General features: G+C 35.4%; 25 protein-coding genes. 17 read left to right on the forward strand and 8 right to left on the reverse strand.

Annotated features, from left to right (window positions below; translation table 11 throughout):
* Positions 1-785: 785 nt before the first annotated feature.
* The 7 genes from NST77_RS24050 (at position 786) to NST77_RS24080 (ending at position 6,741) form a co-directional block, all read left to right on the forward strand.
* Positions 786-1,796, forward strand: a complete 1,011-nt coding sequence (locus tag NST77_RS24050) for a tRNA dihydrouridine synthase (protein WP_095333391.1) — start codon at positions 786-788, stop codon at positions 1,794-1,796.
* Between the two features lie 125 nt (positions 1,797-1,921).
* Complete coding sequence (locus tag NST77_RS24055) at positions 1,922-2,098, forward strand: hypothetical protein (protein WP_164463760.1); 177 nt, start codon at positions 1,922-1,924, stop codon at positions 2,096-2,098.
* 22 nt (positions 2,099-2,120) lie between these two features.
* A complete protein-coding gene (locus tag NST77_RS24060) occupies positions 2,121-2,324 on the forward strand; it encodes a zinc ribbon domain-containing protein (RefSeq protein WP_047941808.1) in 204 nt (67 codons plus the stop codon).
* A gap of 149 nt (positions 2,325-2,473) precedes the next feature.
* Entirely contained in the window at positions 2,474-2,860 is a 387-nt protein-coding gene (locus tag NST77_RS24065) for a ribosomal maturation YjgA family protein (RefSeq protein ID WP_341123777.1), read from the forward strand.
* 95 nt (positions 2,861-2,955) lie between these two features.
* Entirely contained in the window at positions 2,956-4,896 is a 1,941-nt protein-coding gene (locus tag NST77_RS24070; protein ID WP_095333387.1) for an elongation factor G, read from the forward strand.
* A gap of 16 nt (positions 4,897-4,912) precedes the next feature.
* Positions 4,913-5,365, forward strand: a complete 453-nt coding sequence (locus tag NST77_RS24075; protein WP_095333385.1) for a GNAT family N-acetyltransferase — start codon at positions 4,913-4,915, stop codon at positions 5,363-5,365.
* A 218-nt stretch (positions 5,366-5,583) separates the two neighbouring features.
* The gene (locus NST77_RS24080) at positions 5,584-6,741 is read left to right on the forward strand and encodes a 3D domain-containing protein (protein WP_341123679.1); all 1,158 of its coding nucleotides are present in this window, start codon (positions 5,584-5,586) and stop codon (positions 6,739-6,741) included.
* 263 nt (positions 6,742-7,004) lie between these two features.
* Here the strand turns inward: NST77_RS24080 and NST77_RS24085 are convergent, their stop codons facing one another.
* The 3 genes from NST77_RS24085 to NST77_RS24095 all read right to left on the reverse strand — a co-directional run bounded on the left by NST77_RS24085 (position 7,005) and on the right by NST77_RS24095 (position 10,129).
* Positions 7,005-8,303 (reverse strand): ABC transporter substrate-binding protein, encoded by a 1,299-nt coding sequence (locus NST77_RS24085; RefSeq protein ID WP_123260011.1) that lies wholly within the window; start codon positions 8,301-8,303, stop codon positions 7,005-7,007.
* A 75-nt stretch (positions 8,304-8,378) separates the two neighbouring features.
* The gene (locus NST77_RS24090; RefSeq protein ID WP_047941802.1) at positions 8,379-9,206 is read right to left on the reverse strand and encodes a carbohydrate ABC transporter permease; all 828 of its coding nucleotides are present in this window, start codon (positions 9,204-9,206) and stop codon (positions 8,379-8,381) included.
* Positions 9,206-10,129, reverse strand: a complete 924-nt coding sequence (locus NST77_RS24095; protein ID WP_370999803.1) for a carbohydrate ABC transporter permease — start codon at positions 10,127-10,129, stop codon at positions 9,206-9,208. The genes NST77_RS24090 and NST77_RS24095 overlap by 1 nt, the downstream gene beginning before the upstream one ends.
* 249 nt (positions 10,130-10,378) lie before the next feature.
* Here NST77_RS24095 and NST77_RS24100 point away from each other — a divergent pair, with 249 nt between their 5' ends.
* The 4 genes from NST77_RS24100 to NST77_RS24115 all read left to right on the forward strand — a co-directional run bounded on the left by NST77_RS24100 (position 10,379) and on the right by NST77_RS24115 (position 16,704).
* On the forward strand, positions 10,379-12,211 hold the full coding sequence (locus NST77_RS24100; RefSeq protein WP_341123680.1) for a sensor histidine kinase: 1,833 nt from the start codon (positions 10,379-10,381) through the stop codon (positions 12,209-12,211).
* Positions 12,192-13,769 carry a response regulator gene (locus tag NST77_RS24105; protein WP_341123681.1) on the forward strand — a complete coding sequence of 526 codons (1,578 nt, stop codon included), beginning with the start codon at positions 12,192-12,194 and terminating at the stop codon, positions 13,767-13,769. The genes NST77_RS24100 and NST77_RS24105 overlap by 20 nt, the downstream gene beginning before the upstream one ends.
* A gap of 51 nt (positions 13,770-13,820) precedes the next feature.
* Entirely contained in the window at positions 13,821-14,420 is a 600-nt protein-coding gene (locus tag NST77_RS24110; RefSeq protein WP_095333371.1) for a class I SAM-dependent methyltransferase, read from the forward strand.
* A gap of 247 nt (positions 14,421-14,667) precedes the next feature.
* A complete protein-coding gene (locus tag NST77_RS24115) occupies positions 14,668-16,704 on the forward strand; it encodes a bifunctional diguanylate cyclase/phosphodiesterase (RefSeq protein WP_341123682.1) in 2,037 nt (678 codons plus the stop codon).
* Positions 16,705-16,822: 118 nt separating this feature from the next.
* On the opposite strand, the gene NST77_RS24120 is transcribed toward NST77_RS24115, so the two are convergent.
* Positions 16,823-17,017 carry a hypothetical protein gene (locus NST77_RS24120; protein WP_095333366.1) on the reverse strand — a complete coding sequence of 65 codons (195 nt, stop codon included), beginning with the start codon at positions 17,015-17,017 and terminating at the stop codon, positions 16,823-16,825.
* 134 nt (positions 17,018-17,151) lie between these two features.
* Here NST77_RS24120 and NST77_RS24125 point away from each other — a divergent pair, with 134 nt between their 5' ends.
* The gene (locus NST77_RS24125; RefSeq protein WP_095333364.1) at positions 17,152-17,382 is read left to right on the forward strand and encodes an excisionase family DNA-binding protein; all 231 of its coding nucleotides are present in this window, start codon (positions 17,152-17,154) and stop codon (positions 17,380-17,382) included.
* 219 nt (positions 17,383-17,601) lie between these two features.
* Here the strand turns inward: NST77_RS24125 and NST77_RS24130 are convergent, their stop codons facing one another.
* Positions 17,602-17,913 carry a winged helix-turn-helix transcriptional regulator gene (locus NST77_RS24130; RefSeq protein ID WP_047941794.1) on the reverse strand — a complete coding sequence of 104 codons (312 nt, stop codon included), beginning with the start codon at positions 17,911-17,913 and terminating at the stop codon, positions 17,602-17,604.
* Between the two features lie 143 nt (positions 17,914-18,056).
* Here NST77_RS24130 and NST77_RS24135 point away from each other — a divergent pair, with 143 nt between their 5' ends.
* Both NST77_RS24135 and NST77_RS24140 read left to right on the forward strand, forming a co-directional pair.
* A complete protein-coding gene (locus NST77_RS24135; protein ID WP_341123683.1) occupies positions 18,057-18,911 on the forward strand; it encodes a VOC family protein in 855 nt (284 codons plus the stop codon).
* Positions 18,912-19,017: 106 nt separating this feature from the next.
* Positions 19,018-19,857, forward strand: a complete 840-nt coding sequence (locus tag NST77_RS24140) for an STAS domain-containing protein (protein WP_341123684.1) — start codon at positions 19,018-19,020, stop codon at positions 19,855-19,857.
* A 271-nt stretch (positions 19,858-20,128) separates the two neighbouring features.
* Here NST77_RS24140 and NST77_RS24145 read toward each other — a convergent pair whose 3' ends face one another.
* The 3 genes from NST77_RS24145 to NST77_RS24155 form a co-directional block, all read right to left on the reverse strand.
* A complete protein-coding gene (locus NST77_RS24145) occupies positions 20,129-20,794 on the reverse strand; it encodes a DUF4352 domain-containing protein (RefSeq protein ID WP_095333358.1) in 666 nt (221 codons plus the stop codon).
* Positions 20,795-21,256: 462 nt separating this feature from the next.
* The gene (locus tag NST77_RS24150; RefSeq protein ID WP_275068565.1) at positions 21,257-22,642 is read right to left on the reverse strand and encodes an alkaline phosphatase; all 1,386 of its coding nucleotides are present in this window, start codon (positions 22,640-22,642) and stop codon (positions 21,257-21,259) included.
* 162 nt (positions 22,643-22,804) lie between these two features.
* Positions 22,805-23,512, reverse strand: coding sequence for an aspartate/glutamate racemase family protein (locus NST77_RS24155; protein ID WP_095333353.1), 708 nt, complete (start codon positions 23,510-23,512; stop codon positions 22,805-22,807).
* 114 nt (positions 23,513-23,626) lie between these two features.
* Here NST77_RS24155 and pdxR point away from each other — a divergent pair, with 114 nt between their 5' ends.
* The 3 genes from pdxR (at position 23,627) to NST77_RS24170 (ending at position 26,530) form a co-directional block, all read left to right on the forward strand.
* A complete protein-coding gene (pdxR, locus tag NST77_RS24160; protein WP_123258860.1) occupies positions 23,627-25,021 on the forward strand; it encodes a MocR-like pyridoxine biosynthesis transcription factor PdxR in 1,395 nt (464 codons plus the stop codon).
* Positions 25,022-25,123: 102 nt separating this feature from the next.
* On the forward strand, positions 25,124-26,164 hold the full coding sequence (locus NST77_RS24165; protein ID WP_341123685.1) for a SepM family pheromone-processing serine protease: 1,041 nt from the start codon (positions 25,124-25,126) through the stop codon (positions 26,162-26,164).
* A 177-nt stretch (positions 26,165-26,341) separates the two neighbouring features.
* Positions 26,342-26,530: a hypothetical protein gene (locus NST77_RS24170; protein WP_047941786.1), complete on the forward strand. Its 189-nt coding sequence runs from the start codon at positions 26,342-26,344 to the stop codon at positions 26,528-26,530.
* Positions 26,531-26,563: the final 33 nt, after the last annotated feature.

Raw genomic sequence — 26,563 nt, forward strand, 5'->3', positions numbered from 1 at the left:
AATAAGAAGGATTATATAGCATACTAGATTGGTAATCAAGCTAGCAAATTCAGATTTAAACACAGATACCATCACCCTTTGGATTATTAACTAGTGATACGGTTGATGGTAAGAAAAGTTTCATTAGAGGAAAATAGGATGCCTCTGACGGGATTCGAACCCGCACTCCTTTCGTAAGCATAGGCTAGGGGGAACACGCTTCCCTACGGACTTTCACCGGCTAGGAATTTCACCTGCCTCAGCTTTTTTGCTTTTCGGTGCTTCTGAAACCCTTGCCTTGCGACCCGGTACCAACAATGTTTTCCGGCGCTCTTCCCTTCTATAGCTACAGAGGCATATTGATATATTTTATTATACAAAGAAAGCGAATAGAAGAAAATGTTTTGATTATCAAGAATTAAAATTTATCCACAGACTCAGGCGTCCACAGATTTTGGTGGAAGTAAGAAATGGATACATCGAAAAACAAACAAAATGAAAAGTTGTTGGAATTTTGTATAGAATTAGTTGTTTGTTATTGTTGATGGTATAAAACTAATCAGATAAGATATTTTAAACTTTTCCAGTACAGAGGGGACTTCTAACAGGCAAGAGAGATACTGATTTGACAGAGGAATTAAAGCCTTTTAATATAGAAGACGGTATAATTTTAAAAGATTTTACTAATAAATGATAAATTTTCGATTTAAGTAATCGATGATATAACTTGTTGAGACGAAAAGGGTCAAGTAGGCAGGGATATTTTTCGTTTTAATTGTGAGTGAGAAGTTTAACATTGGATTTATATGAAAGGAACTGAGTTTTATATGATAGATAATTTTTGGCGGGAATTACCACGGCCATTTTTTGTATTAGCACCGATGGAAGATGTGACGGATGTTGTTTTTCGTCATGTAGTCAGTGAGGCGGCTAGACCGGATGTGTTTTTTACGGAGTTCACTAACACGGAGAGTTATTGTCATCCCGAGGGAACACAGAGTGTACGTGGACGTTTGACTTTTACAGAAGATGAACAGCCAATGGTTGCACATATTTGGGGAGACAAGCCTGAATATTTTCGACAAATGAGTATAGGCATGGCAAAGCTAGGTTTTAAGGGAATCGATATCAATATGGGCTGTCCAGTTCCTAATGTCGCAGCAAAAGGGAAGGGAAGCGGACTTATCCTCCGTCCAGAGGTTGCTGCGGAAATTGTACAAGCAGCAAAAGCAGGTGGACTGCCTGTCAGTGTTAAGACAAGACTTGGTTATACGGAGATAGAGGAATGGCAAGACTGGTTAACACATATCTTGGAACAAGATATCGCGAATCTTTCGATACATCTGCGTACAAGAAAAGAAATGAGTCAAGTGGATGCACATTGGGAATTGATTCCGGAAATCAAAAAACTTCGTGATCGTGTGGCACCAAATACACTTTTAACGATTAACGGTGATATTCCTGATCGTCAAACTGGCTGGGAGCTGGCTGAGAAATATGGAGTGGATGGTGTTATGATAGGGCGCGGTATTTTTAAAAATCCATTTGCCTTTGAAAAAGAACCGAAAGAGCATAGCAGTAAAGAACTGCTTGATCTATTACGATTACATCTTGATCTTCATGACAAATATTCACAGGAATTAGAAACACGATCTTTTAAAGCCCTTCACCGTTTTTTCAAAATTTATGTGAAAGGATTTAGAGGGGCAAGTGAATTGAGAAATCAATTGATGAGTACACAATCGTCTGATGATGTCCGTGCTATGCTTGATGATTTCGAAGCGAAGAATGCTGATGAGACAGGGATAGTAGGCTAATATAACTTAAAAAGCATAAATTGAAATAGAAAATTGGTTGGCATGAATCGGTAATACCCGAACTTTTGCCAACCAATTTTTTTGCATTCTAGCACTGCTTTATAATTGTGTGAAAAGCCTCTCAAATGGAAACGAAATGGATTCCAATTGTCGCAGCGGGAAGATTAAGTGAAAATGTCTCGGAAGAAAATTTAGATAAGCTTTTAAAAAATTCATCATTATTTGTATCGATAGAAATGAAACTAAATATCGTATTACTTCGTAATAATAAAGGAGATGATAAAACAGAAACAAAGATATAACAAAAAAAAGGAGCGTAATAATATGGAAAGCAAAGGCTGTGTAAAATGCGGGGGAACAGATATAGGAACAAAAGATGTGGCCATGACAGGAACGGGTTTATCCAAGTTAATGGATATTCAGCATAATACATTTACGGTTGTCTTTTGCAAGAAATGCGGGTACTCAGAGTTTTATAATAAACAAGCATCGAAAGGTTCCAATATTTTAGACTTATTTTTAGGATAAGTAGCACAAAATTTAAACAAATAGAAAATTAGTTAAAATCTAGAGACCATATTAGTATATCGGGTCTCTAGATTTTAAGGGCAGATAGGAAAGAAGGGTTAGAGATTATCAAGCTTTATTAAATAAAATATAATTTGTGAGTGAAAAAAATGTACCGACTATTCTATTTTGTTATAACCATACTCATGATGTTATTAGGACTATCTTCTAGAAAATTTAGTAATCATCTTCCTGATTTTATAGCTGTTCATGCAGGAGATATGATTTGGGCGATGATGGTTTACTTTGGGTTTCGGTTTCTATTTATTAGAAAAAGCCTCCTATTAGCAGGAGTACTGAGTATACTATTCAGTTTTGGAATCGAAGGCAGTCAATTATATCAAGCGGATTGGCTTAATCAGCTTCGAGATACAACAATTGGAGCGTTAATTCTTGGAAAGGGTTTTCTATTTATGGATTTAATACGCTATTCATCAGGAATTTTACTGGCTTGTATAGTAGATACATTCTTTGTTTGGAGAAGTAAAAGAGACTGATCTACAATTGATTTTTCTGGTAGTTATACCATCCTTATGGCCATTTCAGCTATAATGATAGGTATAAAACTAAAAACGCAGGAGTAGCTTTCAAAATGAATAAGACAATTGGAATATTAGCACATGTTGATGCGGGAAAAACTACTTTTTCAGAGCAACTTCTATATCATACAAATAGTATAACTAAACGTGGCCGTGTAGATCATAAAGATTCCTTTTTAGATAGTCATATAATTGAAAAACAACGAGGGATTACGGTTTTTGCAGACCAAGGAATCATTGAACATGGAGATTCTACTTATTATTTAATTGATACTCCTGGACATATTGATTTTTCTCCAGAAATGGAAAGAGCGATTCAAGTAATGGACTTTGCTATTGTGATTATTAGTGCGGTAGAAGGGATTGAAGGGCATACCGAAACGGTGTGGAATCTATTAAGGAAGCATCAGATTCCTACATTTTTCTTTATTAATAAAACAGATCGGACAGGAGCGGATGTAGCGCGTGTTCTGAAAGAAATTCGTTCCCAATTTACGACAGATGTATATGATATTTCCTCTTTAGATAATAGCAGTATGTCGGATGTGCAAATAGAATTTATTGCAGAGCGAGATGAAGAGCTCTTGGATTACTATATGGATAATGGCTATCAACCAACATTGTGGATGGAAAAAATCCAAGAAATGATTATTTCGTCGCGGCTATTTCCTTGTGGATATGGTTCAGCACTTCAGGATATTGGGATAAAGGAATTTTTCGATCAGTTTCATCAATTAACAAAAACAATGTATAGGAAGAATCAACCTTTTGCAGGAAGAGTATTTAAAATTCGTTATGATCAAGCTGGGACAAGAATTACTTTTCTAAAAGCAATAACTGGTACTCTGCATGTCAGAGATGAACTTCCATATGGAAATGGAATGGTAGAGAAAATTACGCAAATTCGTAAATATACTGGAAAACAATTTCAACAAGTGAATGAAGCCGGTGCTGGAGAGATTTTTGCTGTAACAGGTCTTACAGAGGCCGTTGTGGGAGATGGAGTCGGGGCAATGCTTGAAAAAGCAGTATATGAATTGGTGCCAACGCTTCGTTCAAAAGTGGTAGTTGAAAAGGGAGTAAATAAAAAAGAAGTACTAAAGCTTTTTCAGATATTAGAAGCAGAGGATCCATCTCTTCAGATAACATGGGAGGAGAAACAGCAAGATATTCACTTGCATGTGATGGGGAAAATACAATTAGAGGTTCTTCAGGAGCTAGTATTAGAAAGATTTTCTTTAAATGTGCACTTTGGTCAACCGGAAATTTTGTATAAAGAAACAATCGAAACAGCTACTGTCGGATATGGACACTTTGAACCATTACGTCATTATGCGGAGGTACATCTCCGTATAGAGCCAGGAAAAAGAAATACAGGTATTACATTTGAGAGTAGATGCCATACAGATGACTTATCTCTAGCAAATCAACATCTCATCTGCCAGCATCTTTTTGAGCGAGATCATCATGGGATTTTGACTGGTTCCCCCTTAACAGATATAAAAGTGACATTATTAACAGGGAGAGCCCATAATAAACATACACATGGCGGTGATTTTCGGGAAGCTACTTTTCGAGCATTGCGCCAAGGACTAGAAAAAGTTCAGAACCGGTTATTAGAGCCTTATTATGCTTTCAAAATAAAAGTAGCTATCGAACAAATGGGCAGAGTGCTGGCTGATATTCAAATGGCCCATGGAGTATTTGATACGCCCGAAACAATAGATAATAAAGCAATTATTACCGGCAAGGCTCCCGTTGCCACATTTATGGTATACAGCACAATCTTAGCCTCTTTTACACAAGGAAAAGGTCAGCTTTCCTTTACCTTTGCGGGTTATTACCCTTGTCATAATGAACAAGAAGTGATTGCTGGACTAGACTATGATAAAAATGCTGATCCAGCATATACATCCTCGTCTATTTTCTGTGCGAAAGGCGCAGGATATACGGTTCCTTGGCAAGAAGCGGAAAAAATGATGCATTGTCTATAGAAAGGATGAACGATTGATGAAGATTCGTAAGCTTAGAGAAGGAGAAACTCCCCCTTTTGATTTATTATTATTAGCAGACCCATCTGAACATTTAATCAGAGAATATCTTAAAAAGGGCATTTGCTATATGGCGGAAGATAGGGATCAAACTATCGGTGTCTATGTTTTATTACCAATGGAAGAAGAAACAATAGAATTAATCAATCTAGCTGTTGGCGAAAGCTATCAAGGAATAGGCTTAGGGAAAAGGTTAGTTATGCATGCGATTGAAGAGGCGAGAAAACTAGGATATAACAGAATAGAAGTAGGGACTGGGAATAGCAGCATTTCACAACTTGCTCTCTATCAAAAATGCGGGTTTCGGATCGATCGAATTGAGAAAGATTTTTTTCTTCAACACTATGAAGAGGAAATCTATGAAAATGGAATTCAGTGTATGGATATGATAAAGCTCACACAGGATATATAATCCAATTTTGAAAAGGTTAAAAATTAAAAATTAACAGAATTATTACAAAGGTAACAAAGGGTTATTCTCCCTTCTAGACTTACAGAATGCTAGAAAATATACGATATTTAATAACTAGCTTGTAAACTAATTTTAAAAGGATTGACTTATTATTTTAATAGAATTGTAATTTAGAAGCCTCTTTCATGTGTTATAACAATAGAGAAAGGGGTTTTTAGATGCGTTCCTTAAAAAAACTAATGGCCATTTCGTTAAGTAGTGTCATCTTTTTGACATCAGCGATTATGGTACAAGCAGAAACGAGTCAAGAAACACTGAACAAGGCAAAAAATCAGTTGGATCAAAATCAGCAATTGATTAATGAAAAAGAAGCAGAAAAGCAAAAAACTTTAAAAGAGTTGGAAGCTGTTCAAGAGGAATTAAAATCTATTGAAACAGTAATGCAGCAAAATAAAGATAAAATAGCAAATCTGCAGGTGAAAATTGAAGAAACGCAACAACAAATAGAGAAAAAGAAAGAAGAAATTGTTGTTCTAGAAGATAAAGTATTGGCACGTAAAGACGTGATGAAAGATCGTCTCGTTTCCTTGCAGAATACAGACCAAACAAATGTTGTTTTAGAAGTGCTGTTTAATTCAAAGGACTTCGCTGACTTTCTTAGTAGAGCAACAGCTATTTCGATGATTTTTGATGGTGATAAAGATATATTAGAGCAGCAGCAAGCTGATCTTCAGAAAATTGAAGAAGAAAAGGCAGCAATTGATCAGCAAGAAGAAGAATTAACAGGACAATATGATGAATTAGCAGCTACTCAAAATGAACTGCAGCAAAATGTTGCTCAAAGACAAGAGGCAGTAACGGCTGTTCAGAAAAAATATGCTTCTGTTTCTAAAGAAGTAGAATTGGCTGAGAGCCAGAAAAAAGCAGTACTTGATCAAATAGGTGCAGCAGAGTCCGCATTGAAGAAAGAGCAAGAAGAAGCGAAGAAAGTCGTAAAGGTAAATAGTCCAGCTAAAAAAGTTGCTAGTGCATCGACTAATTCAAAACCTACTACGAGCAAAGCATCTTCTAGTAAGTCTTCAAGCAGAAAAGATGTTATTTATGTAACCTCAACTGCTTATAGTCATCAAGATACAAAATCTGATTTTACGGCACTTGGATATAATATTAAAAAGAATAAGAATATGAAATTAATTGCAGTAGATCCAGCAGTCATTCCATTAGGTTCTAAAGTTTGGGTAGAAGGTTATGGAGAAGCAGTGGCAGGAGACACAGGCGGAGCAATTAAAGGACATAAAATAGACGTCTTAATGCCATCAACTAGCAAAGCAAAGGCGTGGGGACGGAAGACAGTCAAAATAAAAATCTTGGATTAATTTAATACTATTCTTCTTATTATATAGACTCTCAGGTGTGAAGAGTCTTTTTTTTTGCTAAAAAAGAGGAATGCCTTTTATTTGGCATTCCTTCATACTGTCTATTTTCAAGGGGGGACTTGAAAAAGCAATTTAATGACTATAGCTATATCATACCCATCTATTATGAATAATATATGACAAAACTATCAATAAATCTTAAATAAATTGTTAAGATAAGATAAACGTATAAATATTAGCTAGTATCTTATATTGTGAATCTACTATTTTTTAAGTTTAGCCCATGTATCGTCCAATGCTTTCATTGTTTCCTCGCGTGATTTTTGACCTCCTACATATGCTTGAAGACTAGCACCGAACTCCTGTCCAGCACCATCAGGATATTTCGTGAATTGCCATGTATATGTTTTGCCTTCTTGAGAGTAGTTTTGAATCTCTGCGCCTAAGGGACCGATATCTTCAGCCGTGGCAGTGATTGTTTCAAATGCTGGAACATATTTAAAGTCCTTTACAATAGATTCTTTTGCGAAATCGGAAGTAACCATCCAGTTTAAGAAATCTAATGCTGCTTCTTTATCTTTTTTAGGAGCATCCTTATGAACAACCCAGTTTGTAGGTACATCCACCATTAGCTTATCCGATTTTTCCTTCTCATCACTTAATGGCATTGGGATAAAGCCTACTTCCAAGTTAGGAGAAATTTTATCAATCATCGGCTGAATCCAGTTTCCTTGCTGGATCATTGCAGCTTCACCTGTTGCAAAAAGAGTTACTTGGGTATTGTAGTCTGTTGTTAATGGATTCTTATTACCATAATCAATGGTTAAATCCAATAAATCAAAGTATTTGTCAAAATGCTCATTCCCTTCGATTTTTGCTGATCCGTCATTTAATCCTTTAATAAAGGCGTCGGCATCTTCTTGATAAGCAAAAGGAACATTTAATCCATGGTTAGCTAAAACCCACCATTCACCATAACCGATTGAAAAAGGTGTAATTCCAGCAGCTTTTAACTTTTTAGCAGCCGCTTCTAGTTCAGAAAATGTTGTTGGTATTTCCGTAATACCTGCCTTTTTAAATAATGCTTTATTATAGGCAAATCCATATCCCTCCAGGTTAACTGGCTGGCCATAAATTTTTCCATCTACTGTCATGGGAACTAAGGCACTTTCATATGCGTCCTTTACCCATGGTTGATCTGACAAATCCTCTAATTTATCCAGCCAAGTTAAGGCCTCTTGATATCCACCATTTCCAAAAATATCAGGAGCTGTATTGGAGGCGAATTTTGCTTTTAAAGCAGCCGTTCCATCTGCTCCTCCACCGACTGTTTCAATATTAAAGGTTACATCTGGATGTTCTTTTGAATATTGATCAGTCAATGCTTTTAATTGATCCGCAATTTCTACTTTTCCGTTAAACAAGTCCACCACTACTTTATCTCCTTTGCTTGAAGAGGTGTTACTTGAGGCACCCTCATTTGAACAAGCACTTGCAAAGAGCAGAGAAGCAGATAAGATACCAGTTAATAAGGAATACCTTTTCATTTTGTTAAATTTCATTTGATTTCCTCCTGTTTATAGAAATAGCTTATTTATATGGAAGAGGTGGCTTTGTGAACACAGCCTCTTAGCCCCCTATTTAATAGATCCACTAGTAATCCCTTGTATAATATGCTTTTGCATCGAAAAGAAGAAGATTAACAGTGGGACAATTCCTATCATTAGTGCTGCTAGAGCGAGATCCCATTGCTTTGTGTATTGGCCAAAGAAGAAGAAAGTAGCAAGTGGGATTGTCCGCAGTTCTGGATTTTGTAGGACAAGTGATGGTAATAAGTAGTCATTCCATATCCAAAGACTATTTAAGATAATGATTGTTACGGTAATTGGTTTTAATAATGGAAAAACAATTCTCCAGAACACCCCAAAACGAGAGCAGCCATCCATAATAGCAGCTTCTTCTAATTCAACTGGAATTCCTTTAATAAAACCATGATATAAAAAGATAGTCATCCCAGACCCAAAACCTAAATACATAAATACTAGCCCCCAAATACTATTAAGTAAGTGTAAACTTGAGGCTGTTTTAATAAGTGGAATCATAATAGATTGGAAAGGGATAATCATGGCAGCAACAAAAGCCATGAAAATGATCGTGCTAATTTTCTTTTTCGTCCGGACCAGCATATAAGCAGCCATCGAACAGAATACGACTAATACAATATTGCTAGCTATCGTTATAAGAAGAGAGTTGCTAAAAACCTTTAGGAAATTTAACTTTTCAAAAGCATTTAGATAGTTTCCAAATTCAAACGTACTTGGTAAGGAAGAGGTATTTGTTAGTATTTCTGAAAAAGGCTTGAGTGAATTAGAAATCACATAATAAAAGGGAATCAAGAATAATAAGCCTAGTATAATACCAAGCAGTTCCATTAAGAAAGTTTTGCTAGTATACCTGTTTTCCATCAAGATTCCACCTCTTTTCTCTTAGTAATTGTAACCTGTAAAATGGAGATGGCAGCTACAACAATAAAGAAGATAAGTGCTTTGGCTTCCCCAATTCCGTAGCGATTGTTAACAAAGGCTTCGGTATAAATATTAAGTGCCAGCATTTCCGTTGATTTAAAAGGACCTCCATTGGTTAACGAAAGGTTGGCGTCGAATATTTTAAAGGAAGATGCAGTTGTTAAGAATAAGCATATTGTCACAGCAGGAGCAACAAGTGGAACTTTAATATTTCGCAGCACTTGAAAGCGGTTTGCTCCATCCATTTTTGCTGCTTCAATTAGCTCTTTTGGAATGTTTTGCAATGCAGCTATATAAATGAGCATAATATATCCTGCTCCTTGCCATACACTGACAATTACAATTCCCCAAAAGGCGGTATTTTTATCTCCTAACCATGCTAACTCAAATAGTGGTATTCCTGTAAGTTCTCCAATAGAAGCGAATCCTCTAATAAAGATAAATTGCCAGATAAAGCCGAGTAAGAGACCGCCGAGTAGATTAGGCATAAAGAATACAGTACGTAATAGATTGCTGGATTTTAGTTTTTGAGTAACAAGCAGTGCCAGGCTAAAACCAATGGCGTTTGTCAAAATAATCGCTACAACAGTGTAAACAGCAGTCAGCTTAAAAGATTGGAGAAACTGTTTATCGTCTGTGAAGATATACTTAAAATTATCCAATCCAACCCACTTAATCTCTCCAGTTATGCCATTCCAATCGGTAAAGGAATAATAGATGCCAGAAAAGAATGGAACAAGCACCACAATTGTAAAGGCAATAAAAACGGGACCTACAAATAGAGAAAATAAACCTGCTTCCTTCCAGTTTTTTTTCTTTTTGGTAGAGAGTGATTTTTTTCTCGTTACACTTGTCTGGTGTATAGGGGGAGTTTCTACTTTTTCTATATTATTTGGATTATTCACTTTCTGCACCTCCTAATTTTATAATATAATGGTTATACCTTTTGAGGTAACCGCTTACATTGACAAGGAAGGTGTAATATATTGACCACTCCTTTTGTATTCTTTTTATAAGGAATGGTTTGGAGAGGAGGAGAGAAAGATTAGAATAATATCCACTTTAGACGTATATCAAAAAAACGGAGTTTATTTAAGGCTTCTCGACCGAAAATGAAATGGGGTATTCGAAAAAAATTAATGATTTTCTTGCTTCTTGCTACTATTCTTCCCTTTGGAAGCAGTATCGTCCTTACCTATTTTCAAACAATCCATCATGTTAACAAGGAATCAGTTGCATACAATACAGAGTTAATGAAGAAGGGAAAGGAAGAGTTAGGTACGTACTTAGAGGATATTGCTTTAATGTCTACCGTATTATATCGTTATACTCCTTTCATGAATGTACTAACACAGGGAGTGGGAGAAAATAACAAGGAGAATATGGAAGAGGTACGTCGAGTGCTGGCATATGTGTACAATTCTCGTTCAGAAATAGAGCAAATGCATTTATATATTAATAAAGGGAGAGATTCTGTTACAAACTATCACTCACGCATAAGTGGGAGAGGTGAAAATAAAAATATCTATTTTCATCCATATTATCGGAGATTAGAGGAAAGTGAAACAAACTATTCGCTTATCGAACCACCACATACGATATACAGTTATAATGGCTTATCGATTATTCCTAACTCTGAGAAATCAACTGTTCTATCCCTTCATAATAAGATTAGAAATGTGCCATCTAATGATATTTTGGGATTTATGTCTATTGATATAAATCTTTCCATAATAGATGGAATCGTGAATAGACTATATAACGATAAGGAAGGTATTTCCATTATAAATGAAAATGGAACTGTAATTTACTCTTCCAATAAAGCTGTAATCGGCAAAAAAACAAAGGATAAATGGTTTTATAAAGTTCAAACAAATCCCCAACAAAATAACATGAAGTGGGAAAGTAAAGATTTTTCAGGGGTTATTTTTTATGAAAATATTGCTGTGCAAGATAATAGTTGGTATATGGTAAAAAGTATCCCTTACTCTAGTCTCTATCAAGGGGCGAAGGCAACAGTATTTATGAATACGATGATTGCCCTAGTGGCTTTAGTTATTGTATTAGTTATAACAATGATTATTTCCTTTAAGATTACTGCTCCAATTAAAGTTTTAATGGAAAATATGAAAAAGGTCGAGAAGGGGATTTTTGTGGCAAACTTTGAGGCGGGAGGATATGATGAAATCGGAATGCTTGGTAGGCGTTTCAAATCGATGGTATTACAAATCAATAGATTAATAGACAAAGAATATAAGCTGCAAATTGAAAATAAGTCAGCTCAATTAAAGGTATTGCAGTCACAAATAAATCCCCATTTTCTATACAATAGTTTTCAGTCCATTGGCACACTTGCTCTAAAAATGAATGCAGTTCCTGTTTATACATTATTGACTTCTCTCTCGGATATGATGCGATACAGTATGGATATGAGAGAGGACGTGGTGCCGCTAACGAAAGAATTAAAACATACACAATCTTATCTGAGTCTCCAAAAACAGAGGTTTGAGGAGGATTTGAATATAATATTAACAATCGAACAAAGTACGCTTGAAATTCCTGTTCCGAAAATGCTGCTACAGCCAATTATTGAAAACTGCTTTAAACATGGTTTTAGTCAAAAAATGGAGGATGCAGGAATCACAATCCGTGCTTATACAGAGGATGGTGATTTAGTTATTATTGTCCAGGATAATGGGATTGGAGTAAGCAGTGAAAGACTTAAAATGATTCATGAAGAATTATATGATGAGGAACGTAGAAAGGAGAATAAAGAAAGAGAATCAATCGGATTAATTAATATTTACGATCGTTTGCAACTTTACTATGAGGGACAAGCAAGCTTTGTCATCGATAGTATTGAAAAGAAAGAATTTACCGTAATGATTCGTATTCCTATATTTTTATATGAAGGAGTGATTGATGATGAAGGCACTAATCGTTGATGATGAAAGGCATGTTCGTGAAGGAATTAAGCTTCTTGCTGATTGGTCAGGAAATGAAATTACAGACATTTACGAAGCAAGTAATGGAGAAGATGCTATTCAAATAATAGAAGCGGCAAATCCCGAAATTATTTTTTCTGATATGAAAATGCCAAAGGTCGACGGTACTCAGCTTTTAAAATGGATGGATGAGCATTACGCTCATGGGAAGACGATAGTAGTTACGGGCTATGATGATTATCATTACATGAGAAAAGCAATGCATTATGGAAGCTCAGACTATTTATTGAAGCCTATTAACCCTGAAATGCTGAATGATACCCTAAGGAGGGTAGTGAATGAGTGGAAACAAGAGGAAGAGGAAAGAAAAAGGAAGCTTAATAGAACAAAACTTATTAATAAAATGAAGCCAGCATACCGTGATCACCAATTGACACAGATGTTAAATAATGATCTATTCGATAAACATGTCCTGGAGGAATTTCTTTTAACCAAAGCACAGGTCTATACAATCGGACTTTTACAGGTAAGTAATGGAATTGTGGAAGAATTTAACGGGGATAAGGATCTTACTCTTTTTACACTCTTGAATGTAATAAATGAGGAGCTTAGCAGCAATAATAAGGGAATTGCTTTTCATTATGTAACCGGAAAAGGAGAAATTGTCCTCCTTCTTATAAGAAGGAAAGAGGAAGCGGTTGTCATCATGAGAGAGGTACATACTACTATCCTAAAGTTATTAGGAATCTCTTGTACTTTATCAATGGGATTAGAAGTTACTTCGGTTAACCAGTTGAATCTTTCTTATCAGCATGCTAAGTCTATTATGATGAATCGAGATGTTTTAGATAATCAACAAGGAAAAATAATGATAGAGAAAAAAGAACATGAGATAAAAAGCTTAATGGGTTATTCTAGTTCGATAAAAATGGCGATTCAAACGGGAGAAATACATGCTTTTCACTCACTTATTGGGCAGATTCAAAAAGATATAACGAATAATCCACCATTATCATTAAGCCAGCTTTTGCATTTGGAGCATGAATATTTAATGATAAGTACAAGATGGTATAAGGAGTTCAATCTTTCGATAAGAATTCCCTCCAATATAGAGGAGCGAATTTATTCATTTATGGACAAAGAGGGGATTTTTCAGTTGGAAGCATATAAAGCAAGGAAGAAAAAAGAAATATCATTGTTTCTTCGCCGAGTAAAAAGACAGAATACCCGAAGAACGCAAAATGTTATTCACGAAATTGAAAAGTACATAAAAGCAAATTTTCATCGGGAGATTAAGCTTCAAGAAATATCGGAGCACTTTTACATCAGTAGAGAATATATTTCAAGAAAATTCAAACAAGAGTATAATATCAATATTTCTGAGTATTTAGTTACTATCCGAATGAAAAAAGCCCAAGAATTATTGAAGAGCAGTAATTTGAAAGTGTATGATATTGCTAATATGATTGGATACCAAGATGATAAATATTTTCGCAAAGTATTTAAAAAAATCATAGGTGTTTCACCAAATGAATATCGTGAGATGGAAATAAGATAAAGTGAAAATATATATTTCGGATTTTTTAGGTATTAGGAAACTAGACGAAAGGTGAATGTTTTGAACTACGATAAATTATTACATATTGGAACAGAAGAAGTACAAGTAGGATTCCATAAGTCCTATCATTATCATCGATATGAACCAACTCCATATGAGCATTTGGAGCAATTATTTCGCGAATTTCCGCTTCGGGAAGCAGATCATATAGTTGATTTTGGATGTGGGAAAGGGCGTTTAAACTTTTATATTCATTATGTATTTCAGTCGACTGTAAAAGGAGTTGAAATCAATGAAGATTTTTATCATCAAGCGCTTCATAATCTAGAACGATACGCAAAAAACAGGAAGAAAAAGAAAGAAAAGATACATTTTTATTTAGGAAGAGCAGAGGATTATTTGGTACAGCCAGAAGATAATTATTTCTATTTCTTTAATCCCTTTTCCTTGCCTATCTTTCAAAAAATTATTAGTAATATCATATACTCACTGGAAGAAAGTAGTCGCAAGGTCAACATTATTCTCTATTTCCCCTCAGATGAATATCGATTTTTTATGGATAATCATGCATTATTCAAACAGCAAGGAGAGGTGAAAGTCGGGAATAGGACAGATAAGGATACGTTTATCATTTATCAATCTCTCTATTAGGCGTTATTTCTTGCCTGTTAAATCTTTAAAGATTTAACAGGCTTTCATTTATTTTAAATAGTTGGAAGATGATACCATTAATGAAAGGTTGTCTAAAGTGGATTTTTCCTTTATATTCAATTTATACAAGCGGAAAGTCTTAGGTAAAAAGTTTTGAATATACCATGCGTTAATCAAAAGTGAAAAGAGATAACCAGGAGAAATCGCTTATAAGAATATTTTTAGAGGGGAAATTACTATTTTTACGTTGCCTAGTGCTGATTCAGTAACTTATTTACAAGTGGAATATTCCATTCCTATTATTCTATTATCGATCTTAATCGCATGTTTAGCATCTTATACGGCGCTTTCCATGAATGAGCGGATTGTTTACAATAGTTTTTTTCATCGATATATTTGGTTAGGATTAGCGTCTATTACGATGGGATTTGGAATTTGGTCGATGCATTTTATTGGAATGAGCGCCTCTATGCTCCCAGTAAATATGAAATATAATATTCCATTAACGATACTTTCAATAGTACCAGCTATTCTAGCTGCTTTTTTGGCTTTCCTCCTATCAAGTAAAGCTAGAAATTCTAGTAGATTAATTGTATTCGCTGGGATATGTATGGGGATTGGTATTAGTGCTATGCACTATATTGGAATGAAAGCAATGATTATAGAGGCTAATTATGCCTATCATTTTGGCTATTTTACTTTATCTGTTGTTATTGCCATGCTTGCTTCTTTTGCTTCCTTATTTATTTTTCTAAAGTTACAGCCATATATGAGTAACTTTATTGTGAAGTGTATTACCTCCCTTTTGATGGGAATTACGATATCAAGTATGCACTATACTGGAATGTATGCTGTCAGGTATTATGTGGATTCAGAAAGAGATCTTATTCATTCCCACACAAATCATCTTAGTATAAAATCAATCATTCTCGGTGTATCAATTGGTATGGCTATTCTTTTTTTATTTTCTATTTTATCTAGCTTGCTGGATCGCTATGTCGACTATCGTTTAAATCATTTTGATGCATTAACGAAGCGTCCAAACCGCAGGCAGTTTGAAAAAGTGATAGATTCTGCTGCTTATTTAAGTGGGATAGCAATTCTTCATATTCATAATATAAATAAATGGAATAGTAAGTATGGCTACTGCTTTGGTGATAAAATCATTATTTATATAGACGAATTATGTAGGAAGCTAGTGGGCCATAACATAGAATTGTTCCGAATAGAAGGAAATCGTTTTGCGTTCTTAAGTAGGACAAATGAGGATCTAGAAAATTTAATTTTAGAACTTAATCAGCTAACAGCCATCATATCTAGTCCTGTAATAATTGATGATCAAATAATCAAGATAGAGACAGCTATTGCATTGTCTGTTAATGAGAAAAAGGTTTCTGCCAAACAAATATATATAAATGCTGTAGCAGTTTTAGCCCATTATTCGCTTCGCTATGAAAATGAAATAATAAAGTATGATTCAGATAAACATAAACGAACATTTGCTAATCACCTTGTGAGTGAGATAGAAGATGCCCTTATAAAAAAACAATTATACTTAGTTTATCAACCTAAAGTAATTTTACATTCAAAGGAAGTAGCAGGAGTGGAAGCTTTATTAAGATGGAAACATCCTAAGTATGGGGAGCTTTCTCCAGGGATTTTTATTCCTATCTTAGAAGCGTCTGAAAAAATGTGGGAAGTTACCGACTGGATTATGGAAGAGATCTGCAAGCAAATGGCAAGATGGCAAAATCAAGATAGAAGACTACCTGTAGCGTTTAATATTCCTGGTCCCTATGTTACTTCTCCACGATTAATGAGAAACTTAGTAGCGTATGTGGAGAAATATAGGCTAAGTCCGTCATTAATCGAGTTAGAGATTACAGAAACAAGTGCCGTTGGTAATATGGAAGGAGCGATTCAATCCGTACAAGCCTATAGAAATGCAGGCTTTTCTGTTGCTCTTGACGATTTTGGTACTGGGGTATCTTCCTTGTCCTATTTAAAAAGAATTCCAGTCAATACATTGAAAATAGATAAAACCTTTATTGACGAGGTTCCAGAATCGCAAAAAGACGGAGAAATTATTAAAGCTATTATTGCCTTGGCAAGTTCTTTGCATTTAAGCATTGTAATAGAGGGAGTAGAAAGAGAAGAACAGATTGAATATTTATCTTCCATAAATAAATGGCCGATTATACAAGGATACTACTATGCTAAACCAATGAATAACCTTGCTTTAGAAGAGTGGCTTTATATGTTTGCAGAAGAAAAAACAGGATAGAAGTTAGAAAAATAAGATCATCCGCTTTTATGTTAAAAGAAAGGATGATCCTTTTCTTTTCGTGTGATCTTTGAGATGAATAGAAATGATAAGTGAAATCTGTGGTTGATATACGTGACTATTCTGCAGATAATTTAATATCTTTAGAGAAGACTCCTGTATTTTCTAATTTACAGGAATCATTTTCTAATTTAATAGTTGGTGAAATGGGAGCACTTGCCTTTCTAGTTTTAGCGAAGAAAGACTGATAAAATATGAAAGAGAAACAACAAAAGATCATTACTAAAAATAAGCTGTTTAGAACGAAACTCATTTATTTATCCTCCTTTTGATGGGGCCGATATGGTAACTATACCGTTTATTGATGAAGGGAGTATAAAGAAAGAGTTAAGTTTAAATGGAGTCAGTGTAAAGATGCATAGCAAATAGATGAAGAGAGGTGTTTTTATGTATTTATCCGTACAAGAAACCGCAGAACTGCTGTCGATTTCAGAAATAAAAGTGAAAAACTTGATTTTACAAAACCAGATCAGAGCCATTTATGATGGGACGGATTATCTTATTAACAAGGAGCAATTTAATACGCATTTCAAGCAAGTGGAAAAATATAAAACGTTTGTAGAAGAAGTATTAAGTGAGCCGATTCCTGAGGATTTAGACATTAAAGATGAGGATTAGTGCTTATTTAGATTGTCTAATAATAAGGCTGAGAAACAACAAATTTACATTATTGCGTTGCTGACACTCTGTTCGCCAGGGCGTGCTGTTGAGAGGTTTAGAGCGTCTATCCTTATCGTAGGAGTGGAGTGTCTTTATCTCCACTCCACTTTTATTTTGTTCTATAATTATTTGGGTTATCCACGACCGGAAAACTTTTGTCCCGGTATCTCTATATGGTTATACTTCTAGCCACGAATGAGACCAATTTTCGATTTCTTTCATAATTGGTTCTAATGAGCGCCCTTTTTCTGTTAGAGAATATTCAATTCTAACCGGCGTTTCAGGATATACCTCTCGTACCACAATATCTGCTTGCTCTAAATCCTTTAATCTCTCCGATAAAAGTCTTCCGCTTATTCCAATGGAGGATTCTATAGAACAGAAACGTTGAGGACCGTTTAACAGCTGATAAATAATTAAACCAGTCCAGCGTTGGCTTAAAATACTCATTGCTTTTTCAAACCGTGGACAAATCGTTGAATGGTTCATCTTACATCCCCCCCTCGTAATAATTATACAATAATTATTATTTTAAGTAAAAATATTATGAATCATAACTTGATTACTTTACAACTGTTATTTATTAAAATAAAATTACTTACATAAAGTAACTTATTGAAGGAGGAAAAAGAATGACATTTCATAACGAGTCAACTATTTATGCAAAATCAATAACTTTAAAAGTATCTAATCTAGAAAAGTCTCTTTTGTTTTATACGAAAATAATTGGTTTTTCAGTTGTGAGTCAAGATAAAATGACGGCATCTTTACGTGCGGGAAAAGGGGTACCTTTTTTATTTTTAGAAGAATTAAAAGAAGTGGAGCCTAAAATGGTACGAACAACAGGACTCTATCATTTTGCTATCTTGGTGCCATCAAGAGAAGAATTAGGGATAATATTGAACCATTTGCTAGAAACAGGTTATCCACTACAAGGAGCTTCTGATCATTATGTTAGCGAAGCGATCTATCTAGCAGATCCAGATGGAAATGGTATTGAAATCTATCGAGATAGAAAGGCGACAGAGTGGGAGTGGGAAGATGGATTTGTGAAGATGGATACAGCTTATATGGATACAAAAGGAGTGCTTGCATCTGCCGGAAATCGCCAGTGGAAAGGACTTTCCGAGCAAACTATCCTTGGTCATATCCACTTACATGTTGCGGATTTAACGGAGACAGTCGATTTTTATGTGAAGGGATTAGGGTTTGATGTTGTTCAAAAATATGGTTCCCAAGCATTCTTTCTTTCAACAGCACAATATCACCATCATATCGGCTTAAATGTTTGGAATGGGATAGGGGCTCCTGCTCCAGAAAAGAATCATGTTGGTTTAGCTTACTTTGATTTGAAAATACCTGATCACGAAAAACTAGAAGAAATAAAACATAGAATTGTGCAGATAGGGGCATTAGTGAAAGAAAAAGAGGGTAAATGGTATACATGGGATCCCTCTGGAAATGCGATTCATTTAACAGTTGTTTGAATATATAAAGCAATGCTTAATTTCTATTTTCTTATTAAACTTTTAATTAGAGTACGCCATTTCAGAGTTGAACGATAATCAACATTTATTAGGGGTGAGGAATTAGTTGCACTATAATCAAGGTGTTTATCAATATTTCATCGACAATACAGAAAGATTAACAGCAGAATGGTATAAAGATTTGACAAAAAATGATCCAAAAGGTGTGTATGCAACAACTGATCCATATGCGATTGAGACAATGAAAAAGCAAAATAATGATTTTCATCTTCGACTTGCTGGTCTCTTCATTAAAGATAGGGAAGAGTTCCTCGAAGACATTAAGGAATGGATATATCAAATTGCAACCGATCAGGCGCATTTAGATACACCTATTCATTTTATTATTCGTGAATTTATTCGAACAAGGGAGCAATATTTTCAGTTGATTGAAGAATATGCAGTCAAACATCATGTTGAGCAGGAACGTGTCACGGAATGGAGCCATTCTGTTGTAAAGGTTCTCGATAAAATTATCTTGAAATATACCGAGGAACATCATAATTATTCTAATAGGCAACTTATAGCACAACAGGAAATGATTAATGAATTAAGTTCACCAGTCATTTCTTTAAGCAAAACAAGTGCACTCTTGCCTCTTGTTGGAGATATTGATACAGCACGTGCTGCTTTTATATTAGAAAATACGATTAAGCAATGTGCAGAGAAGAAAGTATTCAGATTATTTATTGATTTATCTGGTGTAATTATTATTGATACAATGGTTGCCCATCAAATATTCCAACTGATTCATGGTTTAAGCTTAATTGGAGTGAATACGACATTATCAGGTATTCGCCCAGAAATAGCAACAACCGCAATACAGTTAGGATTATCCTTTGCAGATATTTCAATTGCTTCCACGCTTTCTAAAGCAATTGAGCAAGATGGTAATTTCGAAAAATAAGTAGTAAGATTATGAATCAATGGAAGGGACGAGTGCCGTATTTATGGTGCCGCTAATCGCTGTTGCCCAAAATTGTCGACTTGTATGCAGGTTATCCTATCGAGGGGACAAGCAACTTTTGTCTTAACATTATCGTTCATGTATATTGGTAGAGGAAATTTTACGCCAGGATTACCTAGCTGGCTTACGCAAATTCCAGCTCGCCGTAAAAAGGTTTACCTGACGTACTTGATCTCTTTCATCGATTTAGAATTAGTAAAGAATGTACATATTATTTAAAGTGAAAATCAATCGTTTTTGCTTCTCCTAATATTTTGTCTTGTTCAGTATAGGCATCACTAGTAGTTAACTGGACTTTATTAATGGCAGAATCTTTTACAATAAAACCTATATTCCCTTTTTTTCGTTCTCCTGGTTTTAATACTCCATTAAGCTCTTCTAAGTAGATATCCTTTTCCCAAGTAATCATTTCATCCTTATTTGTTTGAATGAAAGCAACTGGAGAGAATTTCTTTCTTTCATCCGAGAGATTTTCTATTTCCACAAAAAACTTGATGAAGGTGAATTGTTCATCATGTGTATAAGTATGATAAAAGTCTATTAAACTATATGCGGGTCGATAATCGATAAGTTTGACGTCTTTTATAGTTAGCCTTATGGAATCAACCTGAACGTTTTTTGCTTCTTTCATAATGGCTTTTAATGTAGCTTCTCCTTTTCTATCACGGTAAAAGTCACCAGCAGTTAGTAAAGTGGCATCATCAATTACTTGCGGATTGGGAGCATAAATGTCTGTTGATACAGTTCTTATATCATCAGTCTCCGTGCTCATTGCTTCTTTCTTTAAATTATGCTTATTTGTACTGGTGTTTGTCTCCTTACTGCTACAGCCTGCTAATAAAAGGAAGATGAATAAATAGATCATAATTTGTTTCAATGGTGTTCCTCCTAATGGAAAAGCTTCCCTTCTAAATTGGAGGGAAGCACTTCTTTTATTACAATAAAGAAAGTACAAGTTTATAGAAGGCAGCAGTCCCCACGGGAAATGCGCTGTAGCCCCCACGCTCCAAAACAGGTACCCTGTGCTTTTCTATTTGTCTAGCTCCGGGTACCTAGGAGCTGCGGTGCTTCGCGCCAAGTCCCTACGATAAGTCAACATCGGTTCACTAACGTTCTCCGTGTTTCCTATATCTCGGGAAATGTCGCTCCAGCCCCCACGCTCCAAAACAGGTCCCTGTGCTTTTCTATTTGTCTAGCTCCGGATACCTAGGAGCTGCGGTGCTTCGCGCCAAGTCCCTACGATAAGTCAACATCGGTTCACTAACGTTCTCCGTGTTTCCTATATCTCGGGAAATGTCGCTCCAGCCCCCACGCTCCAAAACAGGTACCCTGTGCTTTTCTATTTATCCGTTATTTTTATTTTTGTGTTTAGTAGGTTGAAGATAATTTTTGCATGATCTGTATTATCCTTTTGCCCTGCAAAAAGGTTGCTAGATGGTCCGTAGGCATAGACAGGAACGTCTTCACCTGTATGTCCTCCAGTTGTCCAGCCTGTATTGGTACGTTTATTGAAGATATCTTCAATAGCATTGTCGATACTAGTGAGATCCTTTGTATCAGCAGCTTTTTGAACGGCCTGAATTTCCTCTGAAGTTAATGATAACTGAATATTATCCTTTAAGGTCGACTCTACATTCGCGCCATTTACAATTAATTCTGCCATAAAATCAGGTGTTTTCTTTGCTGCTTTGATTGGCTCGCCATACCAGTTATAATCCCCATTCGCTGCAATAGAGAATCCGCCAGTTGAATGGTCTGCTGTAGCAACAACTAAAGTATTTTTATCCTTTTTAGCAAAGTCAATTGCTGCTTTATATGCCTTTTCAAAATCCTCCATCTCACTCATTGCAGCGACAATGTCATTATCATGGCCCGCCCAGTCAATTTGACTACCTTCCACCATAAGGAAAAATCCTTTTTTATTTTTATTTAAACTATTGATCGCAGTTTTTGTCATTTCCTCTAATGAAGGTGTATCCTTGTCTCTATCTATCATTTTCGGCATTCCTGCCTCCGCAAATAGACCGAGTAATTGTGTATCTTTATTCTTCAGTAAATCTTTACGATTCTTTACATAATTGTAGCCAGCCTTCTTAAAGTCCTTCGTTAAGTCTCGATCTTGACGAACGAAAAGGTCTGTTCCTCCACCTAAGAGAACATCCACTTTATGCTTACCATTTATCATCTCATCAAAATAATCATCTGCAATAGCATTCATGTTTTTACGATTGATATCATGTGACCCAAAAGATGCTGGGGTTGCATGGGTAATTTCAGAAGTGGCAACAAGACCTGTGGATTTGCCTTTTTCTTTTGCAGCTTCTAAGACGGTTTTTACTTCCGAATGGTCATTGTCTACAGCAATAGCATTATTGTATGTTTTAATACCAGCAGACATTGCGGTCGCGGCTGATGCAGAGTCTGTGACATTTTGTTCGGGATCTTCTGGGTATGTCATTTGCTGTCCTACTAAATAAGGATCAAAATATGTACTTTCTGCCGTTTTTGTTTTCGGATTATCTTTTAAATAGCGATAGGCGGAAGTGTATGAAACACCCATTCCATCTCCTATCAGAAAGATAACATTTTTCGGTTTTCCGTTATTGTTTCCCTTGTTTTTTGCTTCTGCATCTGTTCCTGTTAGTACAGTTGCTAATCCAGCAACAGTTAAAGAAGAGATTACAGCGATAGGCAGCAGCTTTTTTTTCCATGATTTTAAGTTCAAATTTTTCCCCTCCATTATTTAGACTCGCTTTATTATCACGGAAAAAAGTTAAGCTTGTTTTACAGTAGTTTTGAAAAAAAGTAAAAAAAACTAGGATAAATGTACCCTAGTTCGATAGTAACGATATAGATTGTTTGCCTATGCTAAGGAAAAGAAAGTTTTTTACTTTAAAACAAAGTTTTGACCGAGTGCATAGGAAACGGCTGCTTTAGCATGTAAAAAAGTTGTATCAAATAATGGAATAGAACTGTCTTCTTGTTTTATAAGTAAGGGAATCTCGGTACATCCTAAGATTATCCCTTCAGCGCCTTGAGCTTGAAGTTTCTCTATAATACGCAAATAGATAGCCTTTGATTCTGGGAGAATTATCCCTTTGCATAGTTCATCAAATATAATTTGATGAACTGCTTCTCTATCCTCTTTGTCAGGAATAATGGTTTCAATTTCTTGCTGAAAAAGTGCGTCTTTATAAAAAGACTGCTCCATTGTAAACATCGTTCCTAATAAGCCGACCTTTTTTAAGGCAGTTTTTTTTATTTCATTTCCAGTAACATCTGCGATATGCAGCAGAGGAATATTGATAGCTGCTTGTACTTCTTTTGCCATTTTATGCATAGTATTGGTACAGATAATTACGATATCAGCACCGCCTGCTTCCAATGTTTTCGCGGCATTTATCATTAATACAGTGGCCTCATTCCAATGTCCAGCTTTTTGCAGAGCAACAATTTCTTCAAAGTCAAAGGAATATAGAAGCGATTTAGCAGAGTGTAATCCACCCATTTGTTCTTTTACGAATGTATTTATATAGCGATAATAATCAGCTGTTGATTCCCAGCTTAACCCGCCAATTAGTCCAATTGTTTTCATTGTGTACTCCTTTATCTCCATTTTTTCACATCATAACATGGTATACTGGTATAGAGTAGAGCCAGTAATTATATACTTTTATAGTACCAGTTTGTCTTTTTAGGAGGATTCTGCATGATCTTTATTACGATTGACCGATCCCATTCTATTTCTTTAACACAGCAAATTTATGAACAAGTTCGTAATGGAATATTGGAAAAGCGATTAAAAGAGGGGGATAGGCTGGCTTCTTCAAGAGAATTAGCAAACTCAATTGGAGTTTCGCGAAATATTGTACTGGAGGCGTATGAGCGTTTAATTGCAGAAGGATATTTAGAAGTGAAACCAAAATCTGGAACCTTTGTAGCAAGTGGGACTTCTCTGTCGTTTACAGAGAATACAAGAAGGAAAGAAACTCCTAAAAAAAGCGATGCAAATAAAAAGATGTACATTGATTTTAAAGCAGGGAATCCAGCAATCGATTATTTTCCAAGGAAGAAATGGGCACAATTGACAAAGGAAATTTGTTTGCATTCCCCTGAAGCAGTCTTTGGATATGGAGAAGCCTCGGGAATGAAAGAATTAAAGAATGCTCTTGTTGACTATTTAAAAAGAGTTAGAGGGGTACAATGCAGTGCAGAGCAAATTTTTATTACATCTGGCGCTACACAAGGATTGAAGCTAATCACAGAAATGCTTGGGAAAGGAAATAAAACGATAGCAGTTGAGGATCCAGTAACAGATGAAATGAGAAATATTTTTACTTTTAGCAATGGACAAATCATTCCTGTTCCTGTAGATGAAAATGGGATCGATCCAAAGGAATTACCGACGCAATCGCCAAGCTTTGTTTTTGTTATTCCTTCCCATCAATTTCCTTTAGGTGGTATTCTTTCTATTCAAAGAAGGCTGCAATTAATCGAGTATGCGAAAAAGATGGATTGCTATATTGTAGAAGATGATTATGATAGCGAATTTACCTATGAAGGGGCTCCAGTACCATCTATCCAAGGAATTGCACCTAACCGCGTTATATATGTAGGCACATTTAGCAAAATTCTTTCACCAGGTTTACGGATTGGATATGTCATTTTACCAGAGGAATTAATAAGTGATTTTGAACAAATTAAGTGGTTTTCAGACAGACATACTTCCTCCCTCGAACAATTAGTATTAGCCCGTTTTATCAGGGAAGGCTATCTAGATCGGCATGTTCGCAAAATGAAAAAAATATATAAAGAAAAACGAGAACGGTTAGTCTTAGCTATTCAGCAAAATTTTAAACATGCTACCATCATTGGTAAATCGGCAGGAATGCATTTAGTTGTGGAAATTCCAGATACAGATTTTCATTCCACATTCATACATAAAATCGAGGAATATGGAGTAAAGGTATATCCGATTGAACAGTATAGTTTAGTTAAAGGAAAGCATAAGAGTAGAATTGTAATGGGCTATGGGGGATTATCTCTCGAACAGATTGAAAAAGGGGTGCAATTATTGCGAGAAATTCTTGAGAGAGATAAATAGCCTTTTTAATGGAAAAACTATCTGAAATTCATTCTTTTTTAATATGATGTATGTAAATATAGTTTATATAAGTAAAATTAATATCCTAAGGAGTATGTAGATATGAATAAATCAGGAAAAAGCATCTTTTCAAAAAAGTGGTTAGCCATACTTTTTGGGGTACTCATTATTCTCTTATTTATTCCGACCCCATATTATTTAAATCAACCAGGATCGATTGAAGCACTTGCATCTAAAGTGACGGTAGAGGATGGTACGAAGTCGGAAAAGGGAAGTCTCAATCTAACAACTGTTTATTCGATTAAAGTAAATAATCCCTATATTTACCTATACGGATTGGTCGCACCACATACGGAAATTCGAAAAGAAGAAGAAGTTAAAGGGAATTTAAGTGATGAGGAGTACAACAAACTGATGCTTCATATGATGGCTACATCGAAGCAAAATGCGATTGTTGCCAGTCTGCATGCAGCAGGGAAAAAAGTAGAGTTTACTTATAACGGTATTTTCGTTGCACAAGTATTAGATAACTCTAAGGCAAAATCAATTATTCAAGTTGGAGATATTATCAAAAAAGTGGATGGAAAGTCGTTTGCAAAAAGCGAGAAGTTAATTGCTTATTTAAAGGAAAAGCAAGCAGGAGATATAGTCCATCTTGAATTTTTACATGGCAAGGAAAAGAAAGAAGCAGATGTAGAAGTAATTGAATTAGATAAAAGGACAGGGCAGGTGGGTATTGGGATTGCTCCAGAAGATAATATGACTATCCACCCTTCTGTTGATGTAGAAATTAATAGTGAAAATATCGGAGGTCCTTCCGCTGGATTTATGTTTTCATTAGAAGTCTATAATCAAATTGTCAAAGAAGATTTAACAAGAGGCTACAAAATAGCCGGTACCGGAACGATGGATGCCGAAGGAAATGTGGGGCAAATCGGTGGAATCAAGCATAAAATCGTTGCGGCACATAAAGAAGATGTGGATATATTCTTCTATCCACGTGATATAACAGAATATGATACGAATGAAAAGGAAATTAAAGAGCAAGTAAAAGAAGAGGGATATACAGACATTAAGATCGTACCAGTAAGCACGCTGCAAGAAGCTATTGATTATTTAGAAAAACTTCCAGAGAAGAAATAAATTTATGGTTAAGCGAAGTCTCCTTACATAGTAGGGAGATTTTTCTTTTTATAAGAAAGGAGACAGGGAGATTTCTGTAAAATTCTAGCGTTTAGAAAAGCCTGAAATGGGAAAGTTATATATAAGAAATGAAAAGCACGTATAGTCGGTAAAACGGCATTTATAAGGAGGTTCACGATGTCAGAATTTTTCAGTGGTTTTTTTAATATTCTTTATGGAGCTTTCGGAGTTCCTCTACTTTTAATCGTTCTCATTATTCTTGTTATCGTTGTTTCACAAAGAAGACGAAAAAAGAAAATGAAGCAAGAAGACTGGATGGGGCATTCGTCAGTAGAGAAAATCGAAAAAGATAATAAGAAGAAGTAGTAATAACATTTTCCTTCCTTTAGATGAAGAAAA

The sequence above is a fragment of the Niallia sp. FSL W8-0177 genome (assembly GCF_038006285.1).
Lineage (GTDB): Bacteria > Bacillota > Bacilli > Bacillales > Cytobacillaceae > Niallia > Niallia circulans_A.

What these genes read in the sequence shown, in the direction of transcription:
- NST77_RS24050 (WP_095333391.1), top strand. Translation starts at nt 786, where the DNA reads ATGAAAGGAACTGAGTTTTATATGATAGATAATTTTTGGCGGGAATTA.
- NST77_RS24055 (WP_164463760.1), top strand. Translation starts at nt 1,922, where the DNA reads ATGGAAACGAAATGGATTCCAATTGTCGCAGCGGGAAGATTAAGTGAA.
- NST77_RS24060 (WP_047941808.1), top strand. Translation starts at nt 2,121, where the DNA reads ATGGAAAGCAAAGGCTGTGTAAAATGCGGGGGAACAGATATAGGAACA.
- NST77_RS24065 (WP_341123777.1), top strand. Translation starts at nt 2,474, where the DNA reads ATGTACCGACTATTCTATTTTGTTATAACCATACTCATGATGTTATTA.
- NST77_RS24070 (WP_095333387.1), top strand. Translation starts at nt 2,956, where the DNA reads ATGAATAAGACAATTGGAATATTAGCACATGTTGATGCGGGAAAAACT.
- NST77_RS24075 (WP_095333385.1), top strand. Translation starts at nt 4,913, where the DNA reads ATGAAGATTCGTAAGCTTAGAGAAGGAGAAACTCCCCCTTTTGATTTA.
- NST77_RS24080 (WP_341123679.1), top strand. Translation starts at nt 5,584, where the DNA reads ATGCGTTCCTTAAAAAAACTAATGGCCATTTCGTTAAGTAGTGTCATC.
- NST77_RS24085 (WP_123260011.1), bottom strand. Translation starts at nt 8,303, where the DNA reads ATGAAATTTAACAAAATGAAAAGGTATTCCTTATTAACTGGTATCTTA.
- NST77_RS24090 (WP_047941802.1), bottom strand. Translation starts at nt 9,206, where the DNA reads ATGGAAAACAGGTATACTAGCAAAACTTTCTTAATGGAACTGCTTGGT.
- NST77_RS24100 (WP_341123680.1), top strand. Translation starts at nt 10,379, where the DNA reads ATGAAATGGGGTATTCGAAAAAAATTAATGATTTTCTTGCTTCTTGCT.
- NST77_RS24105 (WP_341123681.1), top strand. Translation starts at nt 12,192, where the DNA reads ATGAAGGCACTAATCGTTGATGATGAAAGGCATGTTCGTGAAGGAATT.
- NST77_RS24120 (WP_095333366.1), bottom strand. Translation starts at nt 17,017, where the DNA reads ATGAGTTTCGTTCTAAACAGCTTATTTTTAGTAATGATCTTTTGTTGT.
- NST77_RS24125 (WP_095333364.1), top strand. Translation starts at nt 17,152, where the DNA reads ATGTATTTATCCGTACAAGAAACCGCAGAACTGCTGTCGATTTCAGAA.
- NST77_RS24130 (WP_047941794.1), bottom strand. Translation starts at nt 17,913, where the DNA reads ATGAACCATTCAACGATTTGTCCACGGTTTGAAAAAGCAATGAGTATT.
- NST77_RS24135 (WP_341123683.1), top strand. Translation starts at nt 18,057, where the DNA reads ATGACATTTCATAACGAGTCAACTATTTATGCAAAATCAATAACTTTA.
- NST77_RS24155 (WP_095333353.1), bottom strand. Translation starts at nt 23,512, where the DNA reads ATGAAAACAATTGGACTAATTGGCGGGTTAAGCTGGGAATCAACAGCT.
- pdxR (WP_123258860.1), top strand. Translation starts at nt 23,627, where the DNA reads ATGATCTTTATTACGATTGACCGATCCCATTCTATTTCTTTAACACAG.
- NST77_RS24165 (WP_341123685.1), top strand. Translation starts at nt 25,124, where the DNA reads ATGAATAAATCAGGAAAAAGCATCTTTTCAAAAAAGTGGTTAGCCATA.
- NST77_RS24170 (WP_047941786.1), top strand. Translation starts at nt 26,342, where the DNA reads ATGTCAGAATTTTTCAGTGGTTTTTTTAATATTCTTTATGGAGCTTTC.